This is a genomic window from Imperialibacter sp. (assembly GCF_040222385.1).
Classification (GTDB): Bacteria; Bacteroidota; Bacteroidia; order Cytophagales; family Cyclobacteriaceae; genus Imperialibacter.
In genome coordinates this window covers 127,175-142,392 of sequence record NZ_JAVKDF010000040.1, presented here as the reverse complement: position 1 = coordinate 142,392, position 15,218 = coordinate 127,175, and the positions used below count along the sequence as shown (strand labels likewise).

Below are 15,218 nucleotides of genomic sequence, written 5' to 3'. Positions count from 1 at the left end.
AAAATACTTTAATTCAAGGTATCCCAGTTTTTTCAAAGAGGGATAATCAATAGTTTTAGTCCAAAGTTGATACGATGAATCGAAATTATGCATTTCTACTCATTTTCTTTGCCTTCGCTGCTTGCGAAAACAAGGAATGTGAGATCGATCCCGAAATAGCTGCAATACCCATGGAGGTTTCCATTGAAAGGAAGGAAGTTCCGCTATTTGAGTCCACTACTTCTGGTGAGGTGAGAGCGTTCCTTGAGGGCAATCCGACGTTAGCGGACTATTTTTTGGATGCCAATCAGTATCCGTCCGACAGTGTGCTGGCCAATCAAATGATCAGGCTAATCCCCCACCTCGACTCTTTGCAAATGGAAGTCGATAGGAAGTTCGGAGATATAAGTTGGCTCGAGGCGCAGTACGTTTCTGCGTTTCAACACCTTAAGTATTACTACCCAGGCGCTAAAACTCCCAGGGTTCAAACAATGGTCACTGGTTTTTATAGGGATATTTATTTTTCCGACAGTCTGTTGGTCATCGGGTTAGATTTCTTCATTGGTAACGACTCGAAGTATAAGCCCGACAATGTACCAGCCTACATTGCCCGCCGTTTTAAGCCGGATTATATAGTTCCGGCTTCGTTTTTCTTTTTATCCGACTACTACAACAAGGTTGACTACGGCGATAACACACTCCTGAATGAAATGATAACCGCTGGTAAGACTTACTATTTTACAGAGCGAATGGTGCCGTGCGCACCCGATTCTATTATTATCGGGTTTTCGGAGGAGGAGCTGAGAGAAGTGCACAAGAATGAGGACGTCGTCTGGGCGAATTTTGTGCAAAACCAGCTTTTGTATGAAACTGAGCCTAAGCTCATCAACAAGTTCATGGGAGAGAGGCCCAATGTGTATGAGATTGGTGAGAAGTGCCCGGGACGAATCGGTGCCTGGGTGGGCTGGGAAATTGTGAGGTCTTATATGGAGAACAATCCTAAGGTCACCTTGCAGGAGCTAATGGAGGAAGATGACCCTAAGAAGATTTTCACTTTGTCGAAATACCGGCCTAACCCGCACTAACGGGAAAAGAGGGATAACCATTTTGGGATCTGTTTGTCAAGAGCGTAGCTCTTTTCAGCTAGTGTACGGGCATTTTCACCCATTTTTTTAAGTGCACCGGGCTTCTGAAGCGATGCCCAATTAGTTTCGAAAAAAGATCTGGGATCAATCGGATTATAGGTAATACCACATTTTTTGGCGCTTATTTCCTCGGCTATCCATCCGCCGAAATTGCAGAGAATGGGTTTTCCAATCGCCAGGGCATCGAAGTACTTGTTCGGGCTACCCTTCCATAACTTGTCATATGGCCCAAAAGACAAATAGGCCATTGAAGCACTTTTGAGCACATTTATAGCGGTCGGCTTAGCGGAGTGCGGCAAAAGGGAAACATTAGAGAGCCCTCTTTCGGCGATCATTTTTTTGAGCAAGGGCTCCTCCGCACCTTCACCCATAATAATGCATCGGAAATTCTTCAAACCTCTTTTTTGAGCTTCTTCCGCCAAATCAATCAGGTAGCTTAGGTGGTTTGCTTTGCCCAAAGTGCCTATATAGGCGACTGTAAAACTGTCCGTCCGTTCTTTCTCATGCGAGGGGGTGTTGGTAAGAGTAAGGTCAGAAAAATTAGTGACGCATATTGTTTTATTGCCGTGGCCCAAGTCGTTAAAATAATCTACCATTGCCGGACTCATGGCCACTATAGCCTTCGCTGATTTGTAGGTGGAAAGCTCCAGGCTCTTAATGATTCGAATCAATAGCGGATTGCGCAAATACCCCATTTGTGCTGGCACATCGGGCCAAAGGTCGCCGACCTCAAACAAATACGGAATGCTTTTTCTCCATCGGATCCACTTGGCCAACGCTCCAATACTCAAAGGAGTGCTGATAGCGTAAATGAAGTCCGGTCGGGATAATGAGTTCACTTTCTTGTAGGCAGCAACAAAGAAAGCAGTGAAGGACCAAATCCGCCTAAAAAAACCCAGATCGTTAGAGTAGTGCACCGAAAGATAGTGAACCGGGTAGCCGTCAACTGATACAGTTTCGGATTCCTCCTTGTTCCACGCTGTCACTACCTGCACCTCATGGCCAGCTTCCTTTAAGGCCCGGCACAAGTACCACGAACGAATGCCTCCGCCTTCTTCTGGCGTTTTATAGTACTGATGAAGAAGGATCACCCTCATGGCTCAGCGTTGTTTCAGGGAGCTTTCGTAGTAGCTACAAAAGGAACTGATGGCACAATCCTCGCATTTGGGAGTGCGGGCCAGGCACGTATATCTGCCATGAAGAATCAACCAGTGGTGGGCTTTTGGAATGTGTTCTTCAGGAATGTATTTTACAAGCTGTTTCTCTACTTCAAGTGGTGTGTTGGCAGATTTTGTCACTAGCCCCAGCCGCTTAGATACCCGAAAAACATGGGTGTCTACAGCCATTGTAGGCAGATTGTATATCACCGATGCTATAACGTTAGCAGTTTTTCTCCCCACACCCGGCAGGGTTTGAAGGTCCTCAATTGTGCCAGGCACTTCCGAATTGAAGTTCTCCACTAGCTTTTTTCCCAGCCCAATCAGGTGCTTGGTCTTGTTATTGGGATACGACACACTTCTTATATAGGGAAAAAGCTCGTCGAAAGTAGTGGCGGCCAGGTGGGCAGGCGTCGGGAAATCCTTGAAAAGAGCAGGCGTTACCAGGTTGATCCTTTTATCTGTGCACTGGGCACTCAGAACCACTGCCACCAGTAACTCGAACGGGGTGCCATAGTGCAACTCCGTTTCTGGTTCAGGAAAGTGCTCAGTAAAGAAATTTATAAAAGCCTCGTAGCGCTCTTTGCGTGTCATTAGTCTCTCACTATTTAGCGATAGACTGCAAATTTAGTTCTTTGGCTTTATCAAGGATGTTTTTCACCGAGTTTTCAGAAGGAAAATAATTGACGCCGCTAAGCTGCTGAGTAATCTCCAGCAGTTGAGCAAACTGTTCCTGCACTCCACTATCGCATAGCAAAGCACTTTCGATTTCGTTATTTTCTATTTCTGAAGTCTCTCCATATACATACCGTATCAGGTCATTTTCTGTAAATGTTTTTGTCATAGGCTATACTTGTTTGCTGCATTCTCTTCCTCAGATTAATGAGAGCATACCGCATTCTGCCCAGAGCGGTGTTGATACTAACACCCGTTGAATCAGCAATGTCCTGAAAGCTCATCTGCATGTAATGACGCATAATCAATACTTCCTTCTGAGCCTCGGGCAACTCCTGTATCAACTGCCTGAGCATTTGATGGGTTTCCATCTTAATCTGTTTATTCTCGATCGGATCTTCAGCAAACTCAAGGGTGTTGAATACCTTGGAGCCATCCTCCATCACTACCACAGGGTAGCGCTTCTCCTTTCGAAAATAATCTATGGCCAAATTATGGGCTATTCGAAGTATCCATGGCAGGAACTTTCCTTCTTCATTATACCGGCCAGACTTTATCGTCTTTACGGCCTTTATAAATGAATCCTGCAATAAATCTTCAGCCACATAACGGTCTTTTACAATTAAATAAATCGTTGTATAAACTCTGTTCTTGTGCCTGTTTAACAGTGTACTAAAGGCTTCTTCGTCCCCGTTTCTGTACAGCGTTACTAATTGGCTGTCACTAATTTCATTCTTGCTCATCAAACTTCACTTTTAGTAACGTAGAGGTTTATGCCATATTGTAACAGTTAGAGGTTTAAAGTGGTTAATCCTATGTGCTTCGTGCACGATTATTTCTATGTTAAGATGTGAATTTTAGTCATTCATTTCCGCACATAAAAATTTTTTGCACAAAAGTTTTGTATAGATAATAATGTGTGGATAAGCTTCGTTTATCTTGGTTTACCTTAAATGAAACAATTGAACTGCAATTCACCATTATAGACTTAAGTTTGCGTTGTAATACCCCCAGGAATAAATGGAAGTAAGCATATTGAATGACAAGGCAGTGGCCTTTGATGACCTTGACCCACGTAAGTATATCATCATAAAGGGTGCCAAAGTAAATAACCTGAAGAATGTTAGCGTCGCCATTCCGAGAAACAAACTTGTGGTCATCACCGGCCTGTCCGGCTCCGGGAAGTCTTCTCTGGCATTCGACACTCTTTTTGCGGAGGGGCAAAGAAAATATGTAGAAAGCCTTAGCTCCTATGCCAGACAGTTTTTAGGTCGGATGGAGAAGCCTGAGGTGGAGTACATAAAAGGAGTTTCCCCGGCGATTGCTATCGAACAAAAGGTGAATACCCGCAACCCACGGTCGACTGTTGGGACAACAACGGAGATTTACGACTACATGAAGCTGTTGTTCGCCAGGATAGGAGTGACCTATTCGCCAGTAAGTGGTGAGGTGGTTCGAAGAGATTCGGTTACCGACGTAGTGGACTGGATATATAGTCACAAGGCTGGGGCGAAGCTGGTAATCACTTGCCCGTTGCGTTTGAAAACGGAGAGGAGCCTGGATGATGAATTTCGGATTTTGCTTAGTAAAGGATACACCCGATTGGTTCTCGATGGAGAGATACTTCAAATTGAAGATTTGGTGGAGAAAAAAGAGGGTCTGGAAAAGCCTGAGAAACTTGAAATACTTATCGACCGGGCGTCGGCACAGCCAGAAGATGAAGACAACCAGTACAGGCTTTCAGATTCCATACAAACGGCTTTTTTCGAAGGAGAAGGAACCTGCTATGTGGATGTGCTGGGAGTGGGGAGGCGTGAGTTTTCAGATAAGTTTGAGCTTGATGGCATCCGGTTTGAAGAACCAAGTGTCAACCTGTTTAGCTTCAATAACCCATACGGAGCCTGTAGAACCTGCGAGGGTTTTGGAAAAATTCTTGGTATCGACGAAGACCTGGTAATTCCAGACAAGAGTATGTCCGTGTATGAGGGAGCGGTGGCCCCGTGGCGTGGCGAAACCATGCAGGCCTGGGCACAACCCCTTTTGAAAAATGGGATCAGGTTTGACTACCCCATCCATAGGGCAGTTAACGAGCTGACACCCGAGCAGTACCAGTTGCTGTGGACGGGCAACAAATACTTTGACGGGCTTAACGCCTTTTTTAAGTGCCTGGAGGGACAAACTCATAAGATTCAGTACAGGGTGATGCTCAGTAGGTACAGAGGCAGAACTGTGTGTCCTGACTGCAGGGGCACAAGGTTGCGAAAAGATGCGGCCTTTGTGAGAATCGACGGCCACTCTATCACCGACCTCGTGCTAATGCCGGTTTCACAGGTGCTGCAGGTTTTGCAGGGCCTTGAGCTTACCGAGCACGACAGAAAGGTGAGCAAACGCATATTAGCGGAGATAATCAACAGGCTAACGTACCTGGATCAGGTAGGCCTTGGTTATTTGACTCTCAATCGCTTAACCAGCACACTTTCGGGTGGTGAGTTTCAACGAATAAAGTTGGCTACGTCACTCGGCAGTGCACTAGTGGGTTCCATGTATATTCTGGATGAACCGAGCATCGGTCTGCACCCCAGAGATACCTCGCGGCTTATTGAGGTGCTGCTGACTCTTCGTAACCTTGGTAACTCTGTGATAGTGGTGGAGCATGAGGAGGAGGTAATGAAAGCAGCCGACCAGATCATCGACATTGGGCCTGGCGCTGGCAGCCATGGGGGAGAGCTTGTCTTTCAGGGTGACTGGGCAGAGATTCTGGTGGAAGATGTATCTCATACTGCTCGCTTTCTGAATGGTAGGGATGTAATCGAGGTACCCAAGAAGAGGCGAAAGTGGAATGAGTCGGTATTGATTTCCGGAGCCAGAGAAAACAACCTCAAGAACGTTAAGATGGAGCTGCCGCTCGGCGTGATGACGGTGGTGACTGGAGTGAGCGGCTCAGGCAAGTCGACTTTGGTAAAAAGGATTCTTTACCCGGCGATAGGGAAGATACTCGGCACTGTGAATGAGGCCACCGGCAAGTTTGATAAGCTCGAAGGAGATTATAAGCGCATTACACAAATAGAGTTCGTAGACCAGAATCCGATTGGAAAATCCTCACGATCCAATCCTGTGACCTACGTGAAAGCGTACGACGTGATCCGCCAGCTGTTTTCGGAACAACCACTTGCTAAGCAAAGAGGCCTGAAACCTGCTAGCTTCTCTTTCAATGTTGAGGGGGGCCGTTGCGAAACTTGTCAGGGAGAAGGGGAGGTAAAGATCGAGATGCAGTTTATGGCCGACATCCGCCTCTTGTGCGACACCTGCCATGGTAAGCGGTTCAAAGATGAGGTGCTGGAAGTAAAATACAAAGACAAAGACATAGCTGAGGTGCTTGACCTTACGGTGGAAGAAAGCATCAGCTTTTTCTCAGACAAGCCGGGTATTGTAAACAAAATGAAGCCTCTTTTAGAAGTTGGACTTGGCTACGTGAAGCTTGGGCAGTCCTCCAACTCTCTTTCAGGAGGTGAAGCGCAGCGGGTCAAGCTTGCTTCTTTTATTGGAAAAAGGAATGCAGGTTCCAGTGAACACATCCTGTTTATATTTGATGAGCCAACCACAGGTCTTCACTTCCACGATATCAAAAAGCTGCTCGACGCACTCAACGCCCTGGTGAACCAGGGCAACTCAGTGCTGATAATTGAGCACAACATGGAGATTGTAAAGAATGCTGACTGGATCATAGATATCGGTCCCGAGGGAGGAATTGACGGAGGGATCATTGGTTTTGCTGGCTTGCCGGAAGACATGGTGAAGCTGACGGGCAACCATACAGCACAGTATTTGAAAGAAAAGCTTAACTAAGAGCCCATGAAAGCCATTACATTTCAAGGGAAGGAGAAGCTGAGCTTTGAAACGGTCAAAGATCCAACGATCGTTCATCCAACAGATGTAATAGTAAAAGTAGAGCTCACTGCTATTTGTGGCTCTGATTTACACGTTTACCGGGAACATGAAAAGGGACTGGATTATGGAACCGCCATGGGTCATGAATTTTTTGGGGAGGTTGTTGAAATTGGAAATGCCGTTAGGAGCCTTAAAATGGGTGACCGGGTGGTAAGCCCTTTTACCACGAGTTGCGGCCTATGCTATTTCTGCAAGATCGGGCTTACGTGTAGGTGCCAGCACGGGCAGCTCTATGGGTGGGTGGAGCATGGTCATGGTCTTCATGGAGCGCAGGCGGAGTATGTAAGAGTGCCACTTGCCGACAGTACGCTGGTTAAATCTTCTGAGGGGCTTAGCGAAGAGCAGGTTCTGCTCACTGGCGACATTTTTAGTACAGGGTATTTCTGCGCTGAAAACGCTGGCGTCAGGCCAGGTGGAAGATATGTGGTGCTGGGGTGTGGGCCGGTCGGGCTCATGGCTATTTTGGCCGCCAAGATTCAGGGAGCGGATGAAATCTGGGCTGTTGATAGCATTCCGGAGCGTCTGGCGATCGCTGAAAGATATGGAGCTATCGCTGTAGACATGGCAAAAACTGATGTAAGGGAGCTGATTCTCCAGCAAACAAAGGGGATCGGTGTTGATGCCGTCATGGAAGTGGTGGGGAATCCTTCTGCTCAGCAATTGGCTTTTGATGCGGTGAGACCGGGGGGTATTATTTCTTCAGTAGGTGTACACACTGCCACTAACTTCACGTTTTCGCCCGTTGATGCCTACAACAAGAACATTACTTACAAGACCGGAAGGTGCCCCGCCAGGCACTACATGTCAAAGCTGCTTCCCTTGCTTTTTGATCAGAAAATTGATCTATCAGCGATTATTTCGCACAGGCTGCCATTGGCGCATGGGGTGGAGGGCTATAGAATTTTTGATCAAAAGCTGGATAAAAGCTTGAAGATCATCCTGCACAATTGATTATCTGGTGAGATCCAGAAAGATATCTCCCATCAGTACCAACTGGATATGGTCATCAGACTTCTCTTTCATTAAGTAGGCTATTCCATGTAAATCGCCTTCATTGAGTAGCTCCAGCGTATCGTTCCTCATAGCCCATTTTTGTGAGTGCTCAAGAGTGTCTGCCGAAAATATGCAGCCCGGGTAGCCGTAGGCCGTGATAGTTACTTCATCAGCATTGAATTCAATCCACCCTTCCATGGTCATGGCGATGTCATCGCTCACATCGGGGAAGGCTTCTTTGCTTGTCGTCCAGTTAGCTTTCCATTTTCCCTGAAGGGCCCTTTGGGTTTTGTCACCTTCAGAGCAGAAGGTAAGGGTAAGGCCAACAAATATGGTGGAGTATTTTAAAAGACTGCGCATATGGTTTTGATCACAATTGGATGAACGAAATTATAAAAATGGAATTGCTTTTGCACGCATCTATTTTAGCCCCTGAGCTGTGTGATGAGCAAGCGCCATAATGCTCAGCATCGGATTGACACCACTAGCAGATGGGAAAGCTGACCCGTCGCCAATGTAGATGTTGGGCACTTCATAAAGGCTGCCATCAGGTGCTGTTGGGTGCGTCTTTTTGTCTCCCCCCATTCGGCAGGTGCCCATTTGATGTGCACTGTAAAGCGAAAACTGATTTGGCCTCCAGCCCCAGACCGGCAGGTTGTGGACAAACTTTTCTAGATCGGCTCGTTTGCCTGTGTTATTAAAGCGATGATTACCGAAATGCGGATAGATAATCTGCTTACAATCATTGGCAAAATGGAGCCTGCTCGCTTCTTCCATCCCTTTGATGAGATGCTTCAAATCGAACCCGTGAAGTTTGTAATGCACAATGGGTTGGCCTTCCCTGTCGATAGTGATGTATCCAGGAAACTTGTCTCGTACAATGGCTATGAAAGAAGCAATGTGCGATGCTTTCAACATGTCTTCTTTGAATTGGCGGGCACCTGACCAGGGAAGAGACATGGCAATGAGACCGGGATGAGTGGGCGGTGTCTCAAGCTTGAAGCCGTAGTTGCCGTCCGACCGGGCGAATTGATCATTGACTACAGACATCATTGGCCCAAACCAGGCTTCTGATTTTTGAGCGTAGGTGGCGCTGATACCTACGGTGGGGTGAAGGTAAAGGTGTTTTCCTATGTGCTCATCTTTGAGCCCACTTCTTTTCAGCAGCGCTGGGGTCTGAATTGCCCCGGCGGCCACTACAATTTTCTCGGCATGTATAAAGACCTTTTTCTTTTGGCCTTCAGGTGAATAGTAAACCGCTTCGGCACCAATTGCTCTCCCATTTTTTATCGATATTTTTTCAATTTGGCATTTCGAAAGAAGGCGTGCTCCCGCATTTACAGCTTTTCGAATATAAGTCTGAGCGGTGCCTTGCTTAATCCCGTACCTGTCGCCCAGGCTGCTAAAGCCAAGCTTTCGAAAATCTTCTGCGCCAGGCTGTTGTTCATTTCTTGGAATGAGTTCAACTTGCTGACCTAGTTTCCTGGAGCCGTCCAACAGAAGTTGGTTTTGCAGGTTGTGAAGGGAGTAATTGGTGTTAACGCCTATTTCTGTTGCAACAGCATATAAGCTGTCCTGAAACGATTGGGAAATTGGGAAGGGCACACCATGTTCACTGGCCCATTCCTGAAGAATATAGTCAGGCGTCCTGAAGCTACCAGCCCAGTTGACGGTAGTGCCACCACCTACGCAGCTACCAGCAAAAATACTCACCTGACCGTCGGAGGACGTGATGGCACCCTTCCCGTCGTACAACGTCTCAATCATCTTACCCTCCTCCTGAGAGAAGTCAACGCCGTGTAGGTAGGGGCCTTTGTCGGCAATGATAACGTCTTTGCCTGAGCCGGCCAGCTCACCTGCTACCACGCCACCCCCCGCACCGCTACCAATCACGAGTACTTCGCAGGTTAGGATACTATACTTGTCAATCTGGAATACCGGAAGTCGGGGGAGTTTGTCTGCTTCGCCCAGCAGCGGGCCGGGATACTGAATGGCCTTGAAGTCGGGGTGGTAACCATCTTCGGTGGAGCTGAAATAGATGAAAGTTGAAAGTTTTTTGAGAGAAGAAAATGCCTTCCGGAGTTTTTTTAGCGGGCTATTGGACCAGGTGACGAAAAGTTTTTCTCTTTGTTGAAAAGTCAGGTCGAGAAACTTCTTCATAGGCCCCGCCCAGGTCATGCCGAGCAAGTTGCTGTCCAATATTTTCATTAGCTGGGTGAATTCCTCACGTGCAGGCCGGGGCTGGGATGCAATCACCTCCGCAATTTTGCCTGGGGCAACCCTGTCGGCTCCTTTCGAGAACCAAAAACCTTTATGCTCGCCACTTGTGTTGTGGGGAGCGATGAAGGTGTTGGCCACTTCCTCCAAAATGCTGCACTGTCTTTCTGTAAGCTTCATTTCAGAAATACTTCATAAGGATATCGAGAATGCTCTTTTTTGTGGCTGAATAAGGTGGATAGAGCAATTTGGCTGAGGTAAAACCGATCCTTTGTTTCAACCACGCTTTTTCATTTGAAAAGGCCAGAAATCCAAAATGTCCATGAGACTTGCCGATACCACTTTCGTTCACTCCACCAAAGGGAAGGTGCGGGTGCTGGAACTGGACTACCACGTCATTCACACAAGCTGTTCCTGACGAGGTTTCCAGTCTATACCTTTTTTGAATGTGCTTATCCTTCGAAAACAGATAAAGCGACAAGGCTTTGGGTTGTTTGTTGATGTATTGGATGACTTCGTCATGATTTTTGAACGTATTAACCGGAAGGATAGGCCCGAAAATCTCTTCTCTCATTAGCGTGGTGTGAAGAGGCACATTGTCGAGGACGGTAGGAGAAATGAAGTTGTCAGTTTCATCAACGTCGCCACCGCAAACAAGACTCGCCCCGTCCTCTATGGCGGTGCTCAAGGCCTCACATAGCCGTTGATAGTGCTTTTTATTGATAATTCGGGCGTAGTTGGGCGACTCTTTAAAACTTTCCTCAGGTTGCTTGAAAAGGACATCCAGAAAATGCTTCATGTGGTGTAAAAACGGCTCCTTTACGCCTTCGTGAATGAAGAGGTAGTCGGGTGACACACAAGTTTGGCCACAGTTAAGAAGTTTTCCCCAGACGATTTTTTCGGCAGCGTCTTTCAAATCTGCTGTTTTATCAATTACAACGGGAGATTTACCTCCCAATTCAAGTGTCACCGAGCTTAGGTTTTTGGCTGCTGCCTCCATCACTATTTTGCCTACAGCCGAGCTTCCGGTAAAAAAAATGTGATTGAATGGCAGCCGAAGAAGTTGTTGGGTTACTTCAGGCCCACCCTGATACACCGCCACTTCCTCCTGGGGAAACAACTCGCCTACCATTTTCGCAATAAGCTTCGAGGTGTTGGGAGTCAATTCAGATGGTTTTATAATAGCGGTGTTGCCCGCAGCAATAGCCGAAACCAACGGCCCTATGCATAAATTGAACGGATAATTCCATGGAGAAATAATTAAGCAAACGCCTTTCGGCTCGTAGACGACAGATGCTGAAGAGCCGAAATAGGTTAGCCCGGCAGGCAATGATGTAGGTCTTGTCCATTTTTTAAGACTTTTCAGTGCCAGATTGATGTCTGCCAGCACCACAAAGGTTTCAGAGAGGTCAGCTTCAAAGCCAGGCTTTTTGAAGTCGCTGTATACGGCATCACGAATTTTCGCCTTGTTGGCAAGTATCCAGGCCTTGATCTTTTTCAGCCGGTCAATTCTCAGCTTGTAGCTTTCTTTCCTGAGCAAAAGAGCTTTCTGTGACTGTTGCAAAAAGACCTCGGACAGATCAAAGTCAAGCGTTTTTGTTTGGTGTTTCTCGTCTATCAATTTCAGGTGGTGTTAATCCTTACTAACAAATTACCACAAATAAGCCTCATTGTCTACCGGAAGATAATCAAAAACTATTTGCGGTAACATTGACGTAACATTGAACAATGTGTGGCATCAAATCAAAGGGCATTTATCCACTACTCCGACGAATTCGTCGAAAAAAGCTGAGAGAGGCATACGTTATATTAATTTAATGTTAACTTTATGTTATGTCGTCTCGTATTTAGACAAGAGTTAATAGAAAATAACTGATGAGTGCAAGGATTTACATACTTATTCTTCTAACCGGATGGGCTTCAAGAGGCTTCGGTCAGGGGATTAGTGTGTCTGATTTGCGCTTTCATTCAGAGTTTGAAGAAAAGGTACTGTTCAATACCTCCAGCGAACCAGCTTTGAGTTTGTTACTGGTTGCCGATGAGTCAGTTGATCAACAACGTGCCGAATCTGACTTAACCACCTACGAAACCAATCTTGCTTTCTATCAAAGTCAGCAACGGAAATACAAGAGCGAAGAACAGTTCTTGAAATTCTTTTTCTACAGGGTTCACCGGAAGGAGCTGAAAAACTATGAGCAGTATGTGAGTCTTGCAGATCAATTCGAGACCGGACAGTATGATTGCCTCACTGCTACATCGCTTTACTTTTTGTACCTCACTGATTTGGGGTACGAGGTGAATTTGGTGGAAACGGATTATCATATTTACTTGAAGATCAACACTGGCGAAAGAGCCTTCTTGTTTGAGTCTACTGATCCCATTGCAGGATTTATTTCTTCTCAAAATGAAATACAGGAGAAGGAAAGAGAGTATCTCAGCGCACAGCGTCAGAGCATATCGGGCATTTCGTCGAACACCAGAAGCGGCCAGAAAAGCTATATTCAGAACAGCATGCTTACCAAAAAGCAGTTAGCTGGGCTTAACTACTACAACAGGGCCATTGCAGCCTGGAATGCCAAAGAGATCGTAAAGGCTGTTGCTTTGGTAGACAAGTCATATTTTCTTTACCCGTCTGATCGTATTTCGAATGTAAGAGATTACTTCCGGGGACAAAGCGAATTGCTTGCCAGTAAATAAAGTGCCGCCGTAAGGTTAAGCTCCTTCTTTAGTCAACCCCTGGACTGCCTCTCAAGCCCCTCCCATCAGGAAATTTTGCCTCCCTCTATCGAGACAATATGTATCTATGACTGACATTTCTTAAAACGATGATACACCTAGCATTTGAAAAGTTCCCAGGAAGTGTTTTGAGGGGGCTGCGGTGAGTTAGATTTTGGTAAGAATCTCAGCGCAGTTGCTTTTTCTCATAGCAGCTTTCACCAGAGGTGCCAAATAAAAATGCCCGGACGAAGCCGGGCATTTTTGATTTTATCTAAAGTCGAGCAAAAGCACCTGATTTACTCCATGATTTTGAACTCTACCCTTCTGTTCTTCTCACGGTTTTCTCTTGTGTCATTCGGTACCTTAGGCTTGGTTTCACCATACCCCACCACAGTCAATCTTGCTTTATCGATGCCATTGTTGACAAAGTAATTGTATACCGCTCTGGCACGAAGTTCAGATAGTCGTTGATTGTAATCTTCCGGGCCGGAGGTGTCGGTGTGGCCAGAAACCTCAATCTTTCCAATTTTCTGTGCTTCAAGCATCTCTTTTACTCTTTCAAGTTCCGGGTATGAAGCGGTCTTCAGCTCATATTTTTCAAGATCGAAAAATATGTTGTTGAACGAAATCTCCGCACCCTTTTCCAGCTTAACCATAAAAAGATCAAGTTGCCTCGTTTTTTCTTCAGGGTTAGGCTGATTAAGATCTAGATTTCTATCAAGAGAAATATAGCCGGCGGCTTCTGTGATAACGCCATAGTGAGCACCTCCTCTGAGGCTGAAGTGAAACTCGCCCGTTTCAGGATTAGTCTTCACTGCGCCAATATCAACACCATCAGGAAGTCTTTCTATCATAATTGTGGCTATAACAGGCTTTTGAGTTTTCTCATCAAGCACTCTTCCATTTAGCGCAATCACAACGTCTCTCGGGTTTAGCTTCAGATTTTTATTCTTCGCACCATCCAGCTCGGTAGTAGCCAAAAGTTTGTCGGACTCGATGAAAAACTCCTGGATTTCGAACCTGTAAATATCAGTGTCCTCATTTTCATCTCCTCTTGAGAAATAGGCATGCTTGCCTGAAGTGGGCATATTGAAATAGATGTCGTCACTTGCAGTGTTAATACCTGCACCGAGGTTTTCGGGCTCCGACCAGTTTTGCCATGTGTCATCCAGCCTCGTGGTTACAAAGATGTCCGCACCACCGTATCCACTGATGCCTTTTGTAGAGAAGTAGAGGGTTTTATTGTCGTTGGTCAGGAAAGGTGCCTGCTCATCAGAAGCATTGTTGAGATCCCCACCAAGGTTTTTAGGCTCCGACCAGGTGCCGTTGCCTTTTTTGAATGATACATAGAGATCTCGCCCGCCGTAGGTGTCGTCCCTCTCCGATGAGATAATCATTGCTTTGCCGTCTGCCGAAAGCGAATAGTCTACTCTGGAATTGTAATTGTAGTCATTCTCAATCTCGATGTTCTCAGGTTCGGCCCATTCACCATTGACAAGCTTGCTCATTGAAGCACCAGCAAACATTTTGCCCTTTTTACCATATTGGTTACCCAATAAAAGTATCATCTCTCCATTTTCCTGAGTTATGGAAGAAACAAAGTTTGGCCCTTTTGTATTCAATGGTGGGCCCGCATTCTTAGCAATGTTCCACTCTTGCTTTTCTTCATTCCATTCTGAATACCAGATGTCCTCGGCGTCATCCACGCCTCCAACGTTTTGTGGATGGTACTGACGGCTAAAAAAGAGGTATTTTCCGTCAGGAGATATAATTGGACTGTGCTCTACGTAGGTACTGTTTACGTTTTCTCCCAATTTCTCAACTGTTTCCAGGTTTTGGTTTACATTCTGGGCGATGTTGACCAATACTGTAATAGGAATGTTTGAGTCACTTATACCAATAGCATCGATACTGTTAAGCCCTTTGATAGAACGCCCATCAATAACGAGCCTGATGCCGGCAATCTCATAACTGGTTCTTTCGAAGAAAAGGTTGAGCAGCCTGCTTTCTATAGGGATGGCTCTGGGAGTCAGCTCAAACAACAAAAACTCATTGAAGGAAGCATCGTAGGCATATACCTGCGAAATGGCACCCGGGTTTTGCGACTCAGCGATTGCAATTTGCTGTGCTCTAATAGGCTTTTCGAAAGCAACAGTGATAAATTCGGTTCTGTCGGCCTTGTTGGGGGTCCAGGCATTGGGATTGTCGCCTCCATTGGGCAACACGTTGGGCTTGTGAAGCACCTGCATTGCTGAGTATTCCAGTGGGGACATCTCTGACGAAACTTCAATGACTCTACTGGCCCAGCTAACAGATTCCTGTGCTTTCAGGCTTATGCCAATTGCAAAAGAACATAATACTAGTAGAATTCTTTTCATATCAAGCC

General features: G+C 46.1%; 12 protein-coding genes. 4 read left to right on the top strand and 8 right to left on the bottom strand.

Annotated features, from left to right (window positions below):
- The first annotated feature begins 74 nt into the window (after nucleotides 1-74).
- Nucleotides 75-1,064: a gliding motility lipoprotein GldB gene (gldB, locus tag RIG68_RS21800; RefSeq protein WP_350086349.1), complete on the top strand. Its 990-nt coding sequence runs from the start codon at nucleotides 75-77 to the stop codon at nucleotides 1,062-1,064.
- On the opposite strand, the gene RIG68_RS21795 is transcribed toward gldB, so the two are convergent.
- The 4 genes from RIG68_RS21795 to RIG68_RS21780 are packed head-to-tail and all read right to left on the bottom strand — an operon-like array spanning nucleotide 1,061 to nucleotide 3,699.
- Nucleotides 1,061-2,221 (bottom strand): glycosyltransferase family 4 protein, encoded by a 1,161-nt coding sequence (locus RIG68_RS21795; protein ID WP_350127208.1) that lies wholly within the window; start codon nucleotides 2,219-2,221, stop codon nucleotides 1,061-1,063. The genes gldB and RIG68_RS21795 overlap by 4 nt on opposite strands.
- A 3-nt stretch (nucleotides 2,222-2,224) precedes the next feature.
- On the bottom strand, nucleotides 2,225-2,875 hold the full coding sequence (gene nth, locus RIG68_RS21790) for an endonuclease III (RefSeq protein ID WP_350127205.1): 651 nt from the start codon (nucleotides 2,873-2,875) through the stop codon (nucleotides 2,225-2,227).
- A 10-nt stretch (nucleotides 2,876-2,885) separates the two neighbouring features.
- Nucleotides 2,886-3,125 (bottom strand): anti-sigma factor, encoded by a 240-nt coding sequence (locus RIG68_RS21785; protein ID WP_350127202.1) that lies wholly within the window; start codon nucleotides 3,123-3,125, stop codon nucleotides 2,886-2,888.
- Complete coding sequence (locus RIG68_RS21780; RefSeq protein WP_317489080.1) at nucleotides 3,100-3,699, bottom strand: RNA polymerase sigma factor; 600 nt, start codon at nucleotides 3,697-3,699, stop codon at nucleotides 3,100-3,102. The genes RIG68_RS21785 and RIG68_RS21780 overlap by 26 nt, the downstream gene beginning before the upstream one ends.
- 277 nt (nucleotides 3,700-3,976) lie before the next feature.
- On the opposite strand from RIG68_RS21780, the gene uvrA reads away from it, so the two are divergent.
- Nucleotides 3,977-6,802 (top strand): excinuclease ABC subunit UvrA, encoded by a 2,826-nt coding sequence (uvrA, locus tag RIG68_RS21775; RefSeq protein ID WP_350127200.1) that lies wholly within the window; start codon nucleotides 3,977-3,979, stop codon nucleotides 6,800-6,802.
- A 6-nt stretch (nucleotides 6,803-6,808) separates the two neighbouring features.
- Complete coding sequence (locus RIG68_RS21770) at nucleotides 6,809-7,855, top strand: alcohol dehydrogenase family protein (protein WP_350127197.1); 1,047 nt, start codon at nucleotides 6,809-6,811, stop codon at nucleotides 7,853-7,855.
- Here the strand turns inward: RIG68_RS21770 and RIG68_RS21765 are convergent, their stop codons facing one another.
- The 3 genes from RIG68_RS21765 to RIG68_RS21755 are packed head-to-tail and all read right to left on the bottom strand — an operon-like array spanning nucleotide 7,856 to nucleotide 11,735.
- On the bottom strand, nucleotides 7,856-8,257 hold the full coding sequence (locus RIG68_RS21765; protein WP_350127194.1) for a hypothetical protein: 402 nt from the start codon (nucleotides 8,255-8,257) through the stop codon (nucleotides 7,856-7,858).
- Nucleotides 8,258-8,317: 60 nt separating this feature from the next.
- Nucleotides 8,318-10,294, bottom strand: a complete 1,977-nt coding sequence (locus RIG68_RS21760; protein WP_350127191.1) for an FAD-dependent oxidoreductase — start codon at nucleotides 10,292-10,294, stop codon at nucleotides 8,318-8,320.
- 1 nt (nucleotide 10,295) lies between these two features.
- Complete coding sequence (locus RIG68_RS21755; protein WP_350127188.1) at nucleotides 10,296-11,735, bottom strand: aldehyde dehydrogenase family protein; 1,440 nt, start codon at nucleotides 11,733-11,735, stop codon at nucleotides 10,296-10,298.
- A gap of 254 nt (nucleotides 11,736-11,989) precedes the next feature.
- Here RIG68_RS21755 and RIG68_RS21750 point away from each other — a divergent pair, with 254 nt between their 5' ends.
- Nucleotides 11,990-12,811: a hypothetical protein gene (locus RIG68_RS21750; protein WP_350127185.1), complete on the top strand. Its 822-nt coding sequence runs from the start codon at nucleotides 11,990-11,992 to the stop codon at nucleotides 12,809-12,811.
- 317 nt (nucleotides 12,812-13,128) lie between these two features.
- On the opposite strand, the gene RIG68_RS21745 is transcribed toward RIG68_RS21750, so the two are convergent.
- The gene (locus tag RIG68_RS21745) at nucleotides 13,129-15,210 is read right to left on the bottom strand and encodes an OmpA family protein (RefSeq protein ID WP_350072753.1); all 2,082 of its coding nucleotides are present in this window, start codon (nucleotides 15,208-15,210) and stop codon (nucleotides 13,129-13,131) included.
- Nucleotides 15,211-15,218: the final 8 nt, after the last annotated feature.

Bases quoted from the DNA above. Each gene is read 5' to 3' on its own strand.
- gldB (WP_350086349.1), top strand. From the start codon at position 75: ATGAATCGAAATTATGCATTTCTACTCATTTTCTTTGCCTTCGCTGCT.
- RIG68_RS21795 (WP_350127208.1), bottom strand. From the start codon at position 2,221: ATGAGGGTGATCCTTCTTCATCAGTACTATAAAACGCCAGAAGAAGGC.
- nth (WP_350127205.1), bottom strand. From the start codon at position 2,875: ATGACACGCAAAGAGCGCTACGAGGCTTTTATAAATTTCTTTACTGAG.
- RIG68_RS21785 (WP_350127202.1), bottom strand. From the start codon at position 3,125: ATGACAAAAACATTTACAGAAAATGACCTGATACGGTATGTATATGGA.
- RIG68_RS21780 (WP_317489080.1), bottom strand. From the start codon at position 3,699: ATGAGCAAGAATGAAATTAGTGACAGCCAATTAGTAACGCTGTACAGA.
- uvrA (WP_350127200.1), top strand. From the start codon at position 3,977: ATGGAAGTAAGCATATTGAATGACAAGGCAGTGGCCTTTGATGACCTT.
- RIG68_RS21770 (WP_350127197.1), top strand. From the start codon at position 6,809: ATGAAAGCCATTACATTTCAAGGGAAGGAGAAGCTGAGCTTTGAAACG.
- RIG68_RS21765 (WP_350127194.1), bottom strand. From the start codon at position 8,257: ATGCGCAGTCTTTTAAAATACTCCACCATATTTGTTGGCCTTACCCTT.
- RIG68_RS21760 (WP_350127191.1), bottom strand. From the start codon at position 10,294: ATGAAGCTTACAGAAAGACAGTGCAGCATTTTGGAGGAAGTGGCCAAC.
- RIG68_RS21750 (WP_350127185.1), top strand. From the start codon at position 11,990: ATGAGTGCAAGGATTTACATACTTATTCTTCTAACCGGATGGGCTTCA.
- RIG68_RS21745 (WP_350072753.1), bottom strand. From the start codon at position 15,210: ATGAAAAGAATTCTACTAGTATTATGTTCTTTTGCAATTGGCATAAGC.